Annotated in this window: 15 protein-coding genes; 5 read left to right on the plus strand and 10 right to left on the minus strand. The window is 44.6% G+C overall.

The annotated features are described in order from the left end of the window. The first annotated feature begins 73 nt into the window (after positions 1-73). The gene (locus AB9H30_RS12965) at positions 74-1,402 is read left to right on the plus strand and encodes a CsgG/HfaB family protein (RefSeq protein WP_371195115.1); all 1,329 of its coding nucleotides are present in this window, start codon (positions 74-76) and stop codon (positions 1,400-1,402) included. Positions 1,403-1,553: 151 nt separating this feature from the next. Here AB9H30_RS12965 and AB9H30_RS12970 read toward each other — a convergent pair whose 3' ends face one another. The 3 genes from AB9H30_RS12970 to AB9H30_RS12980 all read right to left on the minus strand — a co-directional run bounded on the left by AB9H30_RS12970 (position 1,554) and on the right by AB9H30_RS12980 (position 3,269). Further along, positions 1,554-1,706, minus strand: coding sequence for a hypothetical protein (locus AB9H30_RS12970; protein WP_371195116.1), 153 nt, complete (start codon positions 1,704-1,706; stop codon positions 1,554-1,556). 162 nt (positions 1,707-1,868) lie between these two features. Continuing rightward, on the minus strand, positions 1,869-2,048 hold the full coding sequence (locus tag AB9H30_RS12975; RefSeq protein ID WP_371195117.1) for a GntR family transcriptional regulator: 180 nt from the start codon (positions 2,046-2,048) through the stop codon (positions 1,869-1,871). Positions 2,049-2,051: 3 nt separating this feature from the next. Beyond that, positions 2,052-3,269, minus strand: a complete 1,218-nt coding sequence (locus AB9H30_RS12980) for a benzoate/H(+) symporter BenE family transporter (RefSeq protein WP_371195118.1) — start codon at positions 3,267-3,269, stop codon at positions 2,052-2,054. 103 nt (positions 3,270-3,372) lie between these two features. Between AB9H30_RS12980 and AB9H30_RS12985 the strand changes: the two genes are divergently transcribed. Beyond that, positions 3,373-5,196, plus strand: a complete 1,824-nt coding sequence (locus AB9H30_RS12985) for a choice-of-anchor I family protein (RefSeq protein ID WP_371195119.1) — start codon at positions 3,373-3,375, stop codon at positions 5,194-5,196. Positions 5,197-5,274: 78 nt separating this feature from the next. Here the strand turns inward: AB9H30_RS12985 and AB9H30_RS12990 are convergent, their stop codons facing one another. The 5 genes from AB9H30_RS12990 to gcvT all read right to left on the minus strand — a co-directional run bounded on the left by AB9H30_RS12990 (position 5,275) and on the right by gcvT (position 11,948). After that, the gene (locus AB9H30_RS12990; RefSeq protein WP_371195120.1) at positions 5,275-6,837 is read right to left on the minus strand and encodes a phage tail sheath family protein; all 1,563 of its coding nucleotides are present in this window, start codon (positions 6,835-6,837) and stop codon (positions 5,275-5,277) included. A gap of 21 nt (positions 6,838-6,858) precedes the next feature. After that, positions 6,859-7,272, minus strand: coding sequence for a CBS domain-containing protein (locus tag AB9H30_RS12995; RefSeq protein ID WP_371195121.1), 414 nt, complete (start codon positions 7,270-7,272; stop codon positions 6,859-6,861). Positions 7,273-7,302: 30 nt separating this feature from the next. Further along, positions 7,303-10,245, minus strand: coding sequence for an aminomethyl-transferring glycine dehydrogenase (gene gcvP / locus AB9H30_RS13000; RefSeq protein WP_371195122.1), 2,943 nt, complete (start codon positions 10,243-10,245; stop codon positions 7,303-7,305). Between the two features lie 144 nt (positions 10,246-10,389). Beyond that, positions 10,390-10,779, minus strand: coding sequence for a glycine cleavage system protein GcvH (gcvH, locus tag AB9H30_RS13005; RefSeq protein ID WP_371195123.1), 390 nt, complete (start codon positions 10,777-10,779; stop codon positions 10,390-10,392). Between the two features lie 77 nt (positions 10,780-10,856). Continuing rightward, a complete protein-coding gene (gcvT, locus tag AB9H30_RS13010) occupies positions 10,857-11,948 on the minus strand; it encodes a glycine cleavage system aminomethyltransferase GcvT (RefSeq protein ID WP_371195159.1) in 1,092 nt (363 codons plus the stop codon). 172 nt (positions 11,949-12,120) lie between these two features. On the opposite strand from gcvT, the gene AB9H30_RS13015 reads away from it, so the two are divergent. Continuing rightward, complete coding sequence (locus tag AB9H30_RS13015) at positions 12,121-12,975, plus strand: LysR family transcriptional regulator (RefSeq protein WP_371195124.1); 855 nt, start codon at positions 12,121-12,123, stop codon at positions 12,973-12,975. A 238-nt stretch (positions 12,976-13,213) separates the two neighbouring features. Then, positions 13,214-14,740 (plus strand): amidohydrolase family protein, encoded by a 1,527-nt coding sequence (locus tag AB9H30_RS13020; protein ID WP_371195125.1) that lies wholly within the window; start codon positions 13,214-13,216, stop codon positions 14,738-14,740. On the opposite strand, the gene AB9H30_RS13025 is transcribed toward AB9H30_RS13020, so the two are convergent. Continuing rightward, positions 14,715-15,524: a hypothetical protein gene (locus AB9H30_RS13025; RefSeq protein ID WP_371195126.1), complete on the minus strand. Its 810-nt coding sequence runs from the start codon at positions 15,522-15,524 to the stop codon at positions 14,715-14,717. The genes AB9H30_RS13020 and AB9H30_RS13025 overlap by 26 nt on opposite strands. Positions 15,525-15,692: 168 nt before the next feature. On the opposite strand from AB9H30_RS13025, the gene AB9H30_RS13030 reads away from it, so the two are divergent. Then, positions 15,693-16,106, plus strand: a complete 414-nt coding sequence (locus AB9H30_RS13030) for a disulfide bond formation protein B (RefSeq protein WP_371195127.1) — start codon at positions 15,693-15,695, stop codon at positions 16,104-16,106. 22 nt (positions 16,107-16,128) lie between these two features. Here AB9H30_RS13030 and AB9H30_RS13035 read toward each other — a convergent pair whose 3' ends face one another. Continuing rightward, the gene (locus tag AB9H30_RS13035; RefSeq protein ID WP_371195128.1) at positions 16,129-17,361 is read right to left on the minus strand and encodes an FAD-dependent monooxygenase; all 1,233 of its coding nucleotides are present in this window, start codon (positions 17,359-17,361) and stop codon (positions 16,129-16,131) included. Position 17,362: the final 1 nt, after the last annotated feature.

Consider the following 17,362-nt stretch of genomic DNA (forward strand, 5'->3'; position numbering starts at 1 on the left):
TAAGATTCCTAAGTTAACTGTATCGCTCCACGTTTACTTACCACACTGATTTACCACATTAAGGGATGAACGCATGCAAATTAAACACTCATTGATGAAACTGCAGTCGAAACAAACGATGCTCGGGATAGCATTGGCGACATCTTTATTGATAACTGGCTGTATGTCGACCACCCCGTCACTAGGCGGTAGCAGTGGCAATACCGTTACAGGCGGTGCTGCTGGCGCCAATACCGAAAACGCAAATAATTCTTTAGAGCAATGCGATACTCCTTTAGGCACCTTAGCGCTGTTTGAAGACCGCTCTTTACCATGGTGGGGAGACTACCGTAATCGCTACCCAAATTTAGGCAGCACCGAGCCGGTTATTCGTACCATGATTCAACAATCCAATTGTTTTGTGGTGGTCGAGCGCGGTGCCGCCATGAATGCTATGAACAGAGAGCGCGAACTTATGCAGTCGGGGCAGTTGCGTTCCGGCAGTAATATTGGCGGCGGCCAAATGGTCACCGCAGATTACACCGTAAGTCCTTCCATACAGTTTTCAGCGAAGGGAACCGGCGGTTTAAAAGGTGTTGCAGGGGGTTTATTTGGCAGCATCGGCTCAGTTATTGGCGGCGGCTTAAGTAAAAACGAGGCCGCAACCACCTTACTCTTAATTGACAACCGCTCTGGTGTTCAGGTGTCGAGTGCCGTAGGTAGCGCCGGCAATTACGACTTTGATATATTTGGTGGATTCTTTGCCGGGATCGCTGGCGGCGCAAAAGGGTTTTCGAACTCCCCCGAAGGTAAAATTATAACAGCAGCATTTGCGGATTCTTACAACCAAATGGTGATGGCGCTTCGCAACTATAAACCACAACAAGTACAAGGTGGCCTCGGCATGGGCGGTCAACTTACCGTGGATGGCCAGCGACAAGCCACCGAGGGCGCAAGCATTGTTGCTGCCCCACAAAATAGACCAACGGTGGTTGTCGAGACCAGAAATACTAGCAGCATTACCACAAACAGCGATTTTAAAGGGCGAATTAACGCTTATGACGAACGCGCGATGCAAAAATACTATGACCATTTAAAAAATGCTGCAGAAACACTATCTGGCTTTGCCGAGATAGGCAGCATGGACGCCACTGGCCCAGGCGGTATGGATTATAAAACTGCTATGCGAAGCGCTGTTAATATTTTCAGTAATCAAATCGAAAGCGCCTCGATTGAACTAGAAGCATGGCCATCAAACGCGAAAGCTGAAGGCTGGCGCGTGCTCGGCAGCCGCATAGAGCGTTATACAGAGATGTTTTATAAAAGTCGTGACGCAGCAGTAGAGGCAGGTAAATTAACGCCCGAGATATCATCAATGTTAGAGGGTATCACGCTATTGAGTAAGGCTGATTTTGTAAATTAAAGCGTTACGATGTGCTGAAAGGGCGATGGACTGTGTTAATGAATCTAATTTAAGCTTGGTTATTGTCGCTGACAGACAGTCTTTGCTATGACAAATAGCAGTACCTGACAGGTTTTGGATGCAAAAATTATCAATTAAGCTTGTGGCCAAATTAGCTTTGAAATATTCGCACTCTAATGACGCTGTCGTTGTGCCAGTTTATCTCTAGATTATTTTTCGCCACTGCAATAGTCACATCAATTACATCTCTGCCGGTTTCGCAGTTACGTTGAGAAAAAGGGTTTTTATCTACATTTACGTGCACTGCGAGGCCACTACCTTTTTGTAATTAATTACTTACTCACTAAACGAGTATTTGAAAATGGCAGCACTTCAAATTTCGTCCTATCAACACAAGTTTTTGAGCCAGATTTAAAACTAAATACGCATTTTTTTATGTAAATAGCCCACTAATATTTCACCGGCTTCACTGATGTGCTGTTTCAATATGGCTTTGGCTTTGCCCAGTTCGAATAGGAATACGACTGACACCATATTTTGCGGCAAGCTGCTCTTGTTTAAGCGGTCTCGCTACGGGCAACTTATTATCACGGATATCTTGTTTTAATTGATGATATAAAGTTTCTGCTGGTTGTTTATCAGTCATTAGTCATGCTCTTGCAATTCGGCTGATAGCGAGTGTGCCAAGCCCAATGGTAATACCCCAAAATGCGGAGGCGATATTAAAAAAGGACACACCCGAGGCTGTTACTAAAAAGGTAATTAAGGCTGCATCTGTATATTTAGCTTGTTCGAAAGTTGATTGTAAACTTGCACTAATTATACCTAACAAGGCTAAGCCAGCTAACGCGGAAATCATGGAGGCCGGAAAAGCCGCAAACAAACTTACAACCGTCGCTCCACAAATACCGACCAAAATGTTAAACACACCAGCGAACACTCCGGCAATATAACGTTTTTCGGCTTCAGGATGGGCTTCTTCGCTGGCACATATAGCAGCGGTAATTGCCGCCAAATTTAAGGTAAAGGCACCAAAAGGAGCGAACAATACGTTTAATCCACCAGTCCAACTTAATATTGGAGATACTGGCGTTTGGTTATGTCCAGTAGTACGTAAAATTGCTATGCCTGGAACATTTTGTGACGTCATGGTGACTACAAAGAGAGGTAAACCTACACCAATCAACAAACTTAAATTGAGCTCTGGCCATGTCCAAATAGGTGTAGAAAGCGACCATCTAACTTGTTGAAGGTTGATTAAGTCAAAACCATAGGCACATACAAAACCGACTATTAGTACGGTAACAATTGCATAACGAGGTAACCATCGTTTGGCAAATAGAAACGCCACTAACATTAAACCCACTATTAGTGGGTCACTTTGTAGCAATGTAAAAATACTCAAGCCAAACTGCACTAAAATGCCAGCCAACATAGCAGAGGCTAAAGGCAGTGGGATACGTTTGGTTAAAGCGTCGAACCAACCAGACAAGCCGGTTAACAAGGTCAACACCCCAACAAACACAAAGATACCTATGGCTTCGCCAATACTATTACCTGTGAGTGTAGTGGCTAACAATGCCGCCCCCGGAGTCGACCACGCTATGATGATAGGGCGTCTATAATAAAGAGATAAACCTAAACAGCCCAAGCCCATACTCATACCCAAGGCCCAAATCCAAGAATCAATCATGTCTTGGCTAGCACCCACTGCAATTGCCGCTTGATACACAATTACCCATGCACTGGCGTAACCAACTAGTACAGCGATAAAACCAGCACTGAGGGCTGAGAAGCTAATATCTGAAATAAACGTGCCTAATTTCATTTTGTATTCAAATTTTAAATTGTATACAAAATATAGCATTAATTTGTCTATTCAAAAATTGTAATCTACTCGAAAAGAAAACTTCATGATTTTGTAACACGTCCTAACTAGTGTATGAGCTTCAAACTCAAGGATGCCAACAATGAAAGCAAGAAAACAATTTATTAAGGCAATATTAGCTACTGCTATTATTACGACTTTATCTGCGTGTAGTCTCGACGGTGAAGACGGCGCTACCGGTCCTGCCGGTGCGCCTGGCGCGTCTGGTAGTACTGGAGCCGACGGAGTACCTGGCGCTAATGCCCCTACTACTCTTAATGCTACTTTGATCGGTCGTGCAGTTTTGAATAGCTCTGATCCAGAGGGCGGTGCCGAAATCGTCGCGTTCCAAGCAAGTAAAGGCTGGGTATATGCTGTTAATGCGTCGGTTGATCCGGCTGTGGTCGAAATTATTGACATCAATAGTTTGGATGCAGGTGCACTCACGCCAGACGCAGAAGGTATTATTACAAACACAAATGTTGATTCAGCGATTACGTTGGACCTTGCGTCCGATGGCATAACAGGTGAAGCGAATAGCTTGGCGTTTGATAACAATAACGACGTATTGGCCGTTGCTGTAGCTACCGAAACTGGCACCCGTGGTGTTGTTGCTTTTTACGACGTAACAGGCGCTGCTCCAGTATTTATAAAAACAGTAGAAGTTGGTTTTTTACCTGATAATGTGGTGTTTACTCACCAAGGCGGAAAAGCAATCGTTGCCAATGAAGGTGAGCCTGCAGGTGATTACAGTGTTGATCCTGAAGGTTCTATTTCAATCATAACACTTACCAATGGCGTTCCCGCTGATGATGACATTGAATTAACGTTTGAAGGCTTTAACGGCTTGAAAGCAGAGCTTGAAGCGCAAGGTGCAGTTTTTGCAAACCCCGATGGTCGAACAATTAATGGCAATCTGTATACCGCGTCTGTTGCTAAAGATTTAGAGCCAGAATACGTGGCTATATCGGAAGACGACACTCTGGCTTTTGTGGCCATTCAAGAAAATAACGCATTAGCAATTGTCGATTTAACCACAAATACACTGAGCAATGTGATTGGCTTAGGCTTCAAAGATTGGGGAAGCTTACTGCTTGATCCATCAGACAGAGATGGTGGCGTAAACTTTAAAAACTACCCAGGGCTTTTTGGTATGTATCAGCCTGACACTATCGACAGCTATAGCTGGAATGGCGCTAACTTCATTGTGACTGCAAATGAAGGTGATGGCAGAGAGTACTTCTTTGACACAGCAGATGAAGCAGCCTGCGCTGCAGCTGGTGGTTTAGACTTTGATGAAGACGATGGCTGTTTAGCATTTATCGATGAAATACGCGTTGAAGATCTTACACTAGACGCAAATTTTGATTATGTTAATAACGACGATAACGATATTGGTCGTCTATTAGTAACGACCTTTAAAGGCGCTACTGACGACAGTACAGATGGCTCAGGAACCTATGCAGAGCTGTATACCTATGGCGGGCGTTCTTTCACCATTTGGGATACTAACGGATTAGTCGTATATGATTCTGGCGATGATTTTGAACGCATTACCGCTTCAATTTTTGGTCCACTATTTAATAATAACAACGACGAAAATGAAGGCGACACTCGTTCAGATGCAAAAGGACCAGAGCCTGAAGCACTTGCACTAGGTAAAATTAACGGTCGCAATTACGCATTTGTTGGTCTTGAGCGTATGGGCGGCGTAATGGCTTACGACATTACCAACCCATATAACGTGCAATTTGTTAGCTACTTCGCTAACCGCGGGGTTGCAGAAGGTGCAGATATAACGGGTGATTTGGCGCCAGAAGGTATGTCATTTGTTAGCGCTGAGGACAGCCCAACAGGAGAGCCGTTGTTAATTATTGGTAACGAAATCTCAGGCAGCGTTCAAATTTATCAAGTTACTCCGGAATAAATCCAAATTCATACTAAAAAAAAGGCGCAAAGTGCGCCTTTTTTGTTATTTCATTGGCATGATTTGCCCAAGCGGCAATTAATTTTGCATGTGTTGTTGGAACGTAATCTCTATAAATTCAGCGGGTCGCGCAATAGCCACTAAGACCCTAATTCTTAATATGCCTTCAAGTATGTCAACGTTTGTCATGGTATTGCCTAAACCCACGCTGACACTAAAGGCATCTTCTGGCGTTGAGCCTGCCAAGCCACCTTGCTTCCAAACACCGGTTAGGAAGTGCCTGATCATACTTGCGATTGTTACCCAGGTATTTTCCGTGTTCGGCTCAAAAACGTATGCTTTTGTTGCTAATTTGATAGATTCCTCAAGCATAATCATAGTTCGGCGCACATTTATATAGCGCCAATCAAGGCTGTTACCGTCAAGCGTTCTAGCACCCCACACAAGTGTGCCTTGACCAGTAAAAACTCTTATAGCGTTAATAGATTTACCTTCTGAGCCTAGGTTAAGGTCTTCTTGCTGGTCATGAGAAACATTAACTGTTGGAGAAACAACGCTCAAAAGACTCACGTTTGCAGGTGCAGCCCAAACACCACGAGAATTATCAACCATGGTGTACACACCTGCCATAGCGGCGGCGGGAGGTAACAAGTTAAGTTGTTGTTGAATGCCTTTTACTATCTCTGGATAGACCTTGCTTATTAAGGTTAACATTTCATGAACTTGTTCTTTTTGCTCTGTGGGTTGCTCAAGCTTCAGGCTAGAAATGACTACAAGCTGTGACTGCTGTTTGACCAACCTAGCTGCCTTACCCGGACGGCTAAGTTCTTGTTCTGATAAACCAATGAGATCAGCAAACTCGAGCTCTAATTCTTTAATTAATATGCCTTCTAAAGCATCGAGGTTTGCCACATTTACAAAACTCACATCACTCGATTGCACAAGTGACGTATTCAACCAAGGATAATAAGCAGCAGAATAATTTAGGTAGTGATTCCCTAATTTTGAACGGAAATTGGCAATGCAATCTCCTGAGGGGTCTTGCCGCGCTTTAAAACCTCCCCAAACATCAAGAATTGACATTCGATTACGCATTTTGCCCCCGCAGTGAGCGACTGATGCGTGCTGAACATCAATACACTCGTCTTCACTAAGCAAAACGGCTTCAGGGACAATAACGAGTGTCGGCTCTTGCTCTTTTGATAAAAGGTCGATACCGGCTTTTAATTTTGCGGGCTCAATACTGTCTTCGTAATTGCCAACAGAGACTATGTAACAAGCTCCCCCACCATTTTGAAAGAACAGTAACATGCTGTAATAAAGCAAGTATTTTGTATTAGCCTGTTTTAGTGAGTACGTTTTATCAGCGTGTGTGAAAGTCGTTTGAGGAATGGAATCTGCCGGGTTTGTTGCAACGCTATCTATAATGTTAAATAAGGGCTGTGGCGCAACACCATAGTAAGTATGAAAGTCTGACATTGACGTGATTCGCCAAGGCTTATTGAGAAGGGTTTCGCTTCCCTTGTCTGCTCTTTGTGTATAGCCGATAAAGGCAGGGACCGCGGTTGCAACTTCTACAACAGAGTTAGGAAAAGCATTTTTTTCAACTATATATACGCCTGGAGTTTTCAGTTTACTCACGTGTAATCCTCTAGCTTTACGTTAACCCGTCTTATTTATTTTTTTATTATGATTTTCTTCCATTACTCTTAAAATATCTCGCCAACTGACTATGCCAACTGGCTCAAATTTGTCATTTACGATGGGAATACACGAAATTTTATGGCGGTTAAAAATGCTAATTGCGTCGTATACGTTCGCTTTGGGTCCGAGGGTAATAGGTTTACGCGTCATAATTTGATGGGTTTTACGATTTAAGGTCATCCGGTCTTGCGGTTTTTCGCTCGGCGTCCCTATAAACGGACTGATTGACTTTAATAAATCCCGATCGGAAACGACTCCGTAAAGCTTTCCCTCATCAACTACTAATAAATGATGGAATTTGACGTTCTCAAATATTTCTTTGAGCATTTTTAATGAATCATCAAACTCGACCGTAACAATCGGTTTGCTCATGATTTTTTCAATGATCATTGCTGCCTCACATTACTCCGCAAAATCCCGATAAGAATCCAAATCCGGACAGCTACAAATTAAGTTTCTGTCGCCAAACACGTCATCGATACGGTTGACCGTTGGCCAAAATTTGTCTCTTGCCACTGCGGCTACTGGGTATGCGGCCAGCTCTCGACTATAGCTGCGCGTCCAGTTTGCATCAATAATATCTGCTAAAGTATGCGGGGCATTGTGCAATGGATTATCAATCGCGTCCCATTCGCCCGACTGTACTTTTTCGATTTCTTGGCGAATACAAATCATCGCTTCAATAAAGCGGTCGAGCTCAACTTTGGCCTCTGACTCTGTCGGCTCAATCATCAAGGTACCCGCTACTGGGAAACTCATGGTTGGCGCGTGGAAGCCATAGTCGTTTAAGCGTTTAGCTACGTCCATCTCAGTAACGCCGCTGGCTTCTTTTAGTGGGCGTAAATCGATTATACATTCGTGAGCGATACGACCGTTCATGCCTTTGTACAAAATCGGATAATGACCTTCGAGCTTTTTAGCCACATAGTTAGCGTTTAGCATAGCCACTTCAGTCGCTTTGCGCAGGCCCTCGCTACCCATCATTTTGATGTACATGTAGCTAATAGGCAAAATTGACGCACTGCCCCAAGGCGCAGCCGATACTGCGCTGTTTGAGCCTAGGTCTTCACCGGTGCCGGCAGCGTGTAAATTAATCACAGTGTGGCTAGGTAAAAATGGTGCTAAGTGCGCTTTTACGCCGATAGGTCCCATACCCGGGCCACCGCCGCCGTGCGGGATACAAAAGGTTTTATGCAGGTTTAAATGTGATACATCGGAGCCAATAAAGCCCGGAGAGGTTACGCCTACTTGCGCGTTCATGTTGGCGCCATCCATATAAACTTGGCCACCATATTCATGCACGATTTCACAAATCTCTCTAACCGTTTCTTCGTATACGCCATGAGTCGATGGATAAGTGATCATAGCGCAGCTCAAGTTGTCTTTTACTTCTTCAGCTTTTGCACGTAAATCTTCTAAGTCCACGTTACCCTTAACATCACAATCTACCACTACGACCTTCATACTGACCATTTGCGCTGACGCAGGGTTAGTACCATGTGCCGATTGCGGTATTAAACAAATGTTTCTGTGGCCTTCGCCGCGGCTTTGATGATAGCGCTGAATGGCTAACAAACCAGTATATTCGCCCTGCGCGCCAGAGTTAGGCTGCATCGACAGTGCATCGTAACCGGTAATGTTAATTAGCCAGTCGCTCAGCTCATCAATCATCTCTTTATAACCAAGTGCTTGATTGATTGGCGCGAAAGGATGCAACTGACCAAATTCAGGCCAAGTAACCGGAATCATTTCAGCAACAGCATTTAGCTTCATGGTGCATGAGCCTAATGAAATCATCGAGTGGTTTAGTGCTAAGTCTTTATTTTCTAATGATTTAATATAGCGAAGCATTTCTGTTTCGCTGTGATAACGGTTAAACACCTCATGGCTTAAATATTCAGTAGTACGCGCTAACTCCGCTGGAATAGATTCGCTGCCGTTTTCAATGATATGCGTATCGAGAGCCGCAACATCCAAACCATGGCCTGCACCCAAAATAACATCGAATAAATCAGCCACGTCTTTGCGTGTGGTGGTTTCGTCTAGCGAGACACCCACAGCTTGGTCAATGTCGGTGCGCAAGTTCATTCCTTTTGCAAGGGCAGCGTTAATGACGTTGGCTTTGTCACTCACTTCGATAGTTAGCGTATCAAACCATGTACTGTGCTTAAGCGTTATGCCTTTGCTCTGCAATCCAGCGGCTAAAATGTCGGCAAAGCGATGCACTCTGTGGGCAATCGCTGCAAGACCTTGTGGTCCATGATACACCGCGTAAAAACTTGCCATATTTGCCAACAATACTTGCGCGGTGCAGATGTTAGAGTTGGCTTTTTCGCGGCGAATATGTTGTTCACGAGTTTGCAGCGCCATGCGCAATGCAGGGCGACCGCGAGTGTCTTTACTAACACCAATGATACGACCGGGAAGGGAACGCTTGTAAGAATCGCGGGTAGCAAAAAATGCGGCATGTGGACCGCCATATCCCATTGGCACACCAAAGCGCTGTGCACTGCCTAGCGCAACGTCCGCACCAAGCTCGCCTGGCGGGGTAAGCATGGTAAGCGCCAACATGTCAGTGGCAACCGCTACAATACCATTCTTATCTTGAATAGCGCCGATGAGCTCACGAATGTCGACTAACTCACCGGTAGTGCCAGGGTATTGCAACAACGCGCCGAAAACATCGAGTGCTGCTGCATCAGCCATTGGACCTTGAACAATCTCAAAACCAAACATTTCTGCGCGGGTTTTTAACACATCAAAGGTTTGCGGATGCACGTTGTCAGCCACAAAAAAGGTATTGGATTTTTTGTTTTTTGAAACGCGTTTGGCAAGTGCCATTGCTTCTGCCGCTGCGGTAGCTTCGTCTAACAAAGACGATGACGCTAATGGCAAGCCGGTCAAATCAATTGTCGCTTGCTGAAAATTCAATATTGCCTGTAGACGACCTTGGGCTATCTCTGGTTGATACGGGGTATAGGCTGTATACCAACCCGGATTTTCAAGTACGTTGCGCAAGATCACGTTCGGGGTGTGAGTATTGCTGTAGCCCATACCGATAAATGACCGATTGATCACGTTTTTTGCTGCAACTGTTTTCAGCTCTTTTAAGGCATCGACTTCGCGTTGGGCCTCACCCACGTTTAAAGCTTCAGGCAAGCGTATGCCTTTAGGCACGGTTTGCTGCATCAAATCGTCTAAAGATGTCGCTCCTACTTCAGCGAGCATGTCGGCTATTTCTTGCTTGCCAGGGCCAATATGACGGCGAATAAACTCGTTTTGATTCTCTAACTCGCTCAAACTCGCTGACGACAAAGTAACATTAGGATTAGTTGCAACATTCATTCTACGTGACCTGTATAGTAAAAAGTGACATCAATAACAAACAGCAGTAAGCCTCGCTTACCGCTTCTATCAAACAAACACCGCATGTATGACGCTAGTGCGCTACATGCTTAAAGGCAGATAAACTGCCTTCACACGAGAGGCTTACTCGTCGTCTATAGAGTTTTCGTAACCTTCGGCGTCAAGTAGAGAATCGACTTCGCCTTCATCTTCTGCCTTCACTTTAAATAGCCATCCTTCGCCGTAGGGATCAGAGTTTACTAATTCTGGCGAGTCTTCTAGCTGTTCATTAATCTCTACGATTTCACCGGTTAGCGGAGCATAAATATCAGATGCTGCTTTTACCGATTCGGCCACAGCGCAATCGTCTGCCTGCGTAACTGCATCGCCTACATCTGGTAAATCAACAAATACCATATCGCCAAGTAAGTCTTGAGCGTGCTCAGTGATGCCGACAGTGTAAACACCGTCGCCTTCTGCGCGGATCCATTCATGGGTAGTGGCATATCGTAGGTCTTTTGGGATAGTGCTCATAAAATATCCTAATATTTTGTTATTGTTGAAGTCTTAAAGGTATGGACGAGTCATTGCTCAGCCAGCTACATAAATACTTATAAAACGCTCTTACCATTGCGTACAAAGCTCGGTTTTACTACTTGCACATCTACAGGATTTTTACGCATTTCTACCTGCACAACTGCGCCAGGTTGGGCTGAATCACCCGCTGGAATACGAGCCATTGCAATACTATGCCCCAATGTAGGCGAAAATGTTCCTGATGTAATCTTGCCGTCGCCTTGCGGCGTTTTAACTACCAAACCCGCTCTCAGTACTCCTTTTTCTTTGAATACTAAGCCTACCAGCTTTTCTGTGCCCTGTGCCTTTTGTTGCTCAAGTGCAGTGCGACCCATAAAGTCTCTGTCGGCTGGCTCCCATGAAATGGTCCAAGCCATGTTCGCGGCTAACGGGGATACGGTTTCGTCCATATCTTGACCATATAGATTCATACCGGCCTCTAAGCGAAGCGTATCACGTGCACCTAATCCGCATGGTTTAACACCTGCGTTTAAGAGCTCGTTCCAAAAGTCATGAGCGCGTGCAATAGGGACCATAATTTCATAACCTGCTTCACCGGTGTAACCGGTAGTAGCAATAAATAAATCTTCTGCCTGTACGCCAAAAAATGGCTTCATACCGGCAACGGCTTCTTGCTGTGCTGCTGAAAATAAGCTACCGGCTTTTTCTTTTGCATTTGGCCCCTGAACCGCAATCATTGCGAACTCTTTGCGTTCAACGACATTTACGGTAAAGGGAGCGGCGATTTTATTGAGCCAGTTTAGGTCTTTTTCTTTGGTTGCAGAGTTAACCACTAAACGATAGTTAGTTTCGTCAAAGTGATACACAATAAGGTCGTCGACTACCCCACCGGCTTCGTTGATCATACCGCTGTAGAGCGCTTTGCCTTTTTGCTCTAGCTTTGCAACATCGTTAGCCAATAAATAGCGCAAGTAGGCTTTTGCATCTGCCCCAGTGACGTCCACAATGGTCATATGCGACACATCAAACATTCCTGCATCTTGCCTTACTGCATGGTGCTCTTCAATTTGCGACCCGTAGTTAATTGGCATATCCCAACCAAAAAAGTCGACCATTTTTGCGCCCGATTCTAGGTGTGCAGCGTGCAAAGGAGTTTTATTCATGATGCTCTCTGTAATGGTTATTTGATGATGCAATTATTAAGTTGAGTATAGAAAGCGCTGGCAAAGCAAACAAATTAAAAGTTTTTATCTATACATAAGGTTTATTAATGTTTTACAAGCTTTTGATTAGCATTTATTATGCAACGCAATGAAATACTTGGTCTGAGGGCTAATTATGAGCGTTAAGCAACTGTCGTTAGACAACCTGCGTACTTTTGTAAACATCATAGAATTAGGCAGCTTTGTTAAGGCGGGTGATGCCCTTGGCCGTTCGCAGCCTGCCATTAGCTTACAAATGAAAAAACTGGAAGGTCAGCTAGGCCGCAAACTCTTCAGCAAAGTCGGACAAAGTTACCAAAGCAATAAAGACGGTGACTATTTATATCAGCAAGCCAAACAAATGCTCGCGATTAATGATGATATATTCACTACGCTGAGCACTCAGCAAACCCTGCGCGGCAGGCTTCGGCTCGGAATTCCAAGCGAATTCGCATCTACACTACTGCCAAGTATCATTGGTGAATTTTCCCAGCGCTATCCCGATGTTTCATTGGATGTAACTTCGTCTCTTTCAAGGCAACTGCTGGATAAGTCTCTTCGCAAAGACTTTGATTTAATCTTGGCACTGTCAGATGAAGCTTTCGAAAAAGATGCCGAAGTTCTGCTCGAAGATGACTTAGTTTGGGTAGGTGATAATTCGCGCAAGCTAAATAAAAATACCTTGCCATTGGTATTGGCACCGGAGGGTTGTGTATATCGTAGCCGCGTGATCAAGCAGCTAAAACAGCAAACCCATGCCTGGAAAATCACTTACACCAATGCCGACTTATACGGTTTGATGGCAGCAATAAAGCAAGGCCTGGGGATTACTGCACTGGCAAAAAGCAGCTTGCCGGCTGAACTTGATATTGTGAAAGACTCACGCCTGCCTTCCTTAGGCAAAATTAAAATCTGCCTATTTAACAAAGACACCCAGCACCCGCAGGTGAGTAAGACCTTATCTGAATATATTCGAGCGCGCATAAAATGAATTTTTCGGTTTATTTTTATCACCACAAACCGGCCAAAAGATAGCGCTGAGGGTGCCTGTAAAGAGATCTTGTTACCAATCACAACAAATTACTAAAGACTTGTTAACAAATTGCTCCGCAGATAGTAATATCTGTGTCCAATAAAAAAATAAAAATATAAAAACCATGTATAAGCAAAACTATATTCTCATATCTCGCTTAATGCGCTATTGCGCACTATTTATCATGATCGTCGTTATGCTTGGCATTTTTGCCATCGCGGCGCCCGGTGATCCCTCTCCTAGTCGCGCTGCTGACGAAGGCCAAGGCCCCTACGAGCGCTTGATTTTACGCGGGGTTAATTTAATTAGCGGTGATGGCGCCCCTATTCGCGGGCCGGTCGACATCGTTATCGAGAAAAACCGCATCACTAATATCGTTAGCGTAGGTCATCCTGGTGTGCCAATTAAGCCTGCTGGTAGGCCGGTCGCAAATGTTAACGACAAAGAAATGGATTTAAGCGGTCACTACGTTCTGCCGGGTTTTGTTGATATGCATGGCCACATTGGCGGTTCGGCCGACGACATTCCTGCTGAATATGTTTTCAAGCTGTGGCTAGCCCATGGTATTACAACCGTTCGAGAGCCTGGCAGTTTTAATGGTTTGGATTGGGTAATGGACCATGTCGAGCGCAGCGAAAAAAACACCATTGTTGCGCCACGTATCATCCCCTACCTAGGTTTTGGGATGGGCGCAAAGTCGCCCATCTTCACGCCTGAACAAGCTCGCAAATGGGTAAAACAAACCGCCAAAGATGGCGCGAAGGGCATTAAGTTTTTTGGCGCCACCCCAAAAATCATGGAAGCCGCCTTAGATGAAGCAAAGCAACAAGGCCTTGGTACCATGATGCATCATGCACAGCTTAACGTAATGAGTATGAACGTTTTAGATTCTGCTCGCCTCGGACTCACTACGATGGAGCATTGGTACGGACTTCCCGAAGCGATGTTTACCGACCGAATCATTCAAGACTATCCTGCTAGCTACAATTACAACAACGAGCAAGACCGCTTCAGTGAAGCAGGTAAATTGTGGGCACAAGCCGCGCCCATGGGCAGTGAAAAATGGAACAGTGTGCGCGACGAGCTTATTGAGTTGGACTTCACTCTCAACCCTACAATGACTATCTATCAAGCCAGCCGCGATTTAATGCGCGAACGCAACGCCGACTGGCATAGCGACTACACCTTACCTACGCTTTGGGAGTTCTTCAAACCCAGTCGCTATGCTCATGGCTCATACTGGTTTGATTGGACAACCTCAGAAGAAATCTCATGGAAAGAGAATTTTAGGCTGTGGATGCAGTTTTTAAATGATTATAAAAACCATGGCGGTCGTGTCACAACGGGCTCTGACTCTGGCTACATATACAAAATATATGGCTTTGGTTACATCAGCGAATTAGAGTTATTGCAGGAGGCAGGCTTTAACCCGTATGAAGTGGTGCAAGCGGCAACCTTAAATGGCGCACAAGCCTTAGGCATGGACGATGACATTGGCTCAATTACCATCGGCAAACTAGCCGACATGGTAATTGTTGAAGAAAACCCCCTGCAAAACTTTAAAGTACTCTACGGCACCGGACATTATCGGCTTGACGATAACAACCAGCCAACAAGAGTGGGCGGCGTTAAATATACAATCAAAGACGGTATCGTCTACGATGCAAAAGCCCTGTTAGAAGATGTAAAAATGATGGTTAACGCTGCAAAATCGGCAAATTAAGCTCAGGACAAAATTCTTTGAGCGATGCCGGCAAGTGGGGATTGTGCAATGTGAATTTGTTACGTTTGCCTAGCGCTAAACGATTCACCAAATTAGGGTGATAGCGTTCAAACAACAATCTCAGCATGCCGCTTGAAATCATTTTTTTCAATCCACTCTCAATCGCCGCAGCGAGCTGTATTTGCTCAGGGTGAACGTAAAATACCAAGGGCAAGGGGTAATAAACTAAAATATGGGGTTCAATCATTAGTCCTAAGTCAGCGAGTTTGTATTGATTGAAAATAGCCTCAATTTCGTTCGCCCCTAACGCAACATAGTCGCACTCCTGCTTCAGCAGCCGTTCGAAAATATCCTCTAAACTTCCCTTTTCAAAAACCTTAAAACCATTGTGCCTAAATAAATCTGCGTCTGCCCACGTTGCGGGGATGCCAATTGTTAAGCTTTGTAGCTGATCAACAGTATTGATTGTCGCAAAGTGTTGCGATTGTTGTTGAGAAATGATCAATAAACGATGCCCAAGTATGCCATGACACAGCGGAAGCTCTATCACCCTGACTGGCTTTCCTTCAAACTTTTGATTACCGGCAACACTGACTAGCACATCGCAAGGCCCTGAAAAAATATTACCTTCGTCTTCGGCTCTCGGATAGTCGGTTTCATCCACTATGATATTAGCGTCCAGCATGCCAGCTTCTTGCAAACAAATGCTTAAAAGCTGTTTCTCATATTCACGCCTAACGGACGTCTTATTGCCATTCCAAAAATGTATATGATGGTCTATCATCTAGTTTGCCTAAACAGGAAAATGCCGAGCTCAATATAAGTAAGAGCATCCCTAAGCGCTTCAATACGCTTTATTTCAGTGAATTTTTATTGTTGCACAAAAACCTAATCAATAGCATTCTAAAGCAGATTAAACACCCTAAGACTTAAAAACAAAAAGTGAACGTTTATGGATAAAACATTATTACATTTCTTACTCAGTCATAAAAAAATGCTCGGCGTCGTTGCCATCATTATTTGTGTCGCCGCATGGGCGTTAGAGCTCACCGATTTGGTGTATGTGTGCCCTTACTGCCGCATGCAGCGAACCGTCATTGGGATCCTTGGTATATTTTTGTTATTACCTAATCCTCGCCACTGGATAAGCCTATACTTTGCCAGCACTATTGCGGCCTTTGGCTTCTTTGTAGGCGCCTATCAGCATTTCGAGGGTTGGAAGCGCATCATGTTTGGTAAATTCGAATGGGGTGAGCACTGGTATATTAACCCTTGGTTGCTGTCAGGGTGTGCACTTTTACTGATATCCGGCTTACTGATGCTTATTTGGAGCTCTTCTCATTCCGAAAAACGACAGGTAAATTAGGGTCGGTTAATGTTTGCTGTATTCACTTGCCCTCAGCCTGCTGAATAAAAAACTGCTTTACTGGCTTGAGCTTGTTTGCAGCGCTTAACCCGATATTGCGGACCAATTTTTTAACCGGGTTGGAGCCGCTAAACAGTTGTTTAAAGCCCTCCATGGTGGCAATCACTTTTTGTGCTTCAGCTTTGCGAAACCGTTCGTATTTGCGAAGCTGCTGTTTGCTATTAAAAGGCTTGTTTGTCGCAATGCTTTGGGCAATATTGTCTGCCAAAGCAACTGCATCGGCAATCCCTAAATTAGCACCCTGCCCAGCAAGTGGATGTATGGTGTGTGCTGCATCGCCTATCAATGCTATCGATTCATCGACCCATTGCTTGGCGTAGCGCATTCGTAAAGGATAACTAAAACGCTGAGTACTCAGCTTACATGCACCAAGCTTTACATCAATGGCAACCATCATGGCTTTGCAAAACTCATCTTCTGGCAAGGCTAGTAGCGCTTTGGCAGCTTGAGTATCCTGAGACCACACAATAGAGCATTGATAAGGGTCAGCCAATGGCAAAAACGCTAAGGGTCCTGTTGGCGTGAAAGCTTGTCTTGCGCTTAGTTCGTGCGGGCACTCAGTTGCCACATTAGCGACAATCGCAATATGGTCATAATCCCAAAAGGTTTGATTAAAGCCTAATTGCCGGCGGACAAACGAATTCGCACCGTCTGCCCCGACTAAGAGCTTAGTAGATACTACAGAAGAATCTTCAAGCTTGAGTTGATATTCACCATTAATATGAACCATCTGCTCAATTGCGCTGCCAAGCAGGTAAGTAATATTCTTATGGGTTTTTCCTTGGTAAAAAAGACCTTGCGTAATCTGTTCATTTTCGATGATATGCCCCAACGTAGACAAACCAATTTCTTGCGCCGAAAAGTCTATTTTTCCAAAACCATCAGCATCCCACACCTGCATATGCGTATATGGCTGGCGCCTTGTGATGTGTTGCCAAGCACGCAACTTTTCAAAGGTCTTTTGGCTCGCTGCACTGATTGCGCTGACCCGAGGAGAAAACACATTTTCGTGTAGGCCGCTTACTTCTAGTGAACTTTGCGAATCGACAATCACAATCTTTAGAGGCTTGTCTAAGGTAAGTTGAGCTAATGCTAAAGCCAAAGTTTGCCCTACAATTCCTGCGCCCACAATTAGCACATCTGCATGTGTCATGAGCGCCGCTTTAGACTGATCTAATGATTTCTTTGTAGGCATT

The organism is Glaciecola sp. SC05 (assembly GCF_041380235.1).
Lineage (GTDB): Bacteria > Pseudomonadota > Gammaproteobacteria > Enterobacterales > Alteromonadaceae > Glaciecola.

What these genes read in the sequence shown, in the direction of transcription:
- AB9H30_RS12965 (WP_371195115.1), top strand. Translation starts at nt 74, where the DNA reads ATGCAAATTAAACACTCATTGATGAAACTGCAGTCGAAACAAACGATG.
- AB9H30_RS12975 (WP_371195117.1), bottom strand. Translation starts at nt 2,048, where the DNA reads ATGACTGATAAACAACCAGCAGAAACTTTATATCATCAATTAAAACAA.
- AB9H30_RS12980 (WP_371195118.1), bottom strand. Translation starts at nt 3,269, where the DNA reads ATGCTATATTTTGTATACAATTTAAAATTTGAATACAAAATGAAATTA.
- AB9H30_RS12985 (WP_371195119.1), top strand. Translation starts at nt 3,373, where the DNA reads ATGAAAGCAAGAAAACAATTTATTAAGGCAATATTAGCTACTGCTATT.
- AB9H30_RS12995 (WP_371195121.1), bottom strand. Translation starts at nt 7,272, where the DNA reads ATGAGCAAACCGATTGTTACGGTCGAGTTTGATGATTCATTAAAAATG.
- gcvP (WP_371195122.1), bottom strand. Translation starts at nt 10,245, where the DNA reads ATGAATGTTGCAACTAATCCTAATGTTACTTTGTCGTCAGCGAGTTTG.
- gcvH (WP_371195123.1), bottom strand. Translation starts at nt 10,779, where the DNA reads ATGAGCACTATCCCAAAAGACCTACGATATGCCACTACCCATGAATGG.
- AB9H30_RS13015 (WP_371195124.1), top strand. Translation starts at nt 12,121, where the DNA reads ATGAGCGTTAAGCAACTGTCGTTAGACAACCTGCGTACTTTTGTAAAC.
- AB9H30_RS13020 (WP_371195125.1), top strand. Translation starts at nt 13,214, where the DNA reads ATGCTTGGCATTTTTGCCATCGCGGCGCCCGGTGATCCCTCTCCTAGT.
- AB9H30_RS13025 (WP_371195126.1), bottom strand. Translation starts at nt 15,524, where the DNA reads ATGATAGACCATCATATACATTTTTGGAATGGCAATAAGACGTCCGTT.
- AB9H30_RS13030 (WP_371195127.1), top strand. Translation starts at nt 15,693, where the DNA reads ATGGATAAAACATTATTACATTTCTTACTCAGTCATAAAAAAATGCTC.
- AB9H30_RS13035 (WP_371195128.1), bottom strand. Translation starts at nt 17,361, where the DNA reads ATGCCTACAAAGAAATCATTAGATCAGTCTAAAGCGGCGCTCATGACA.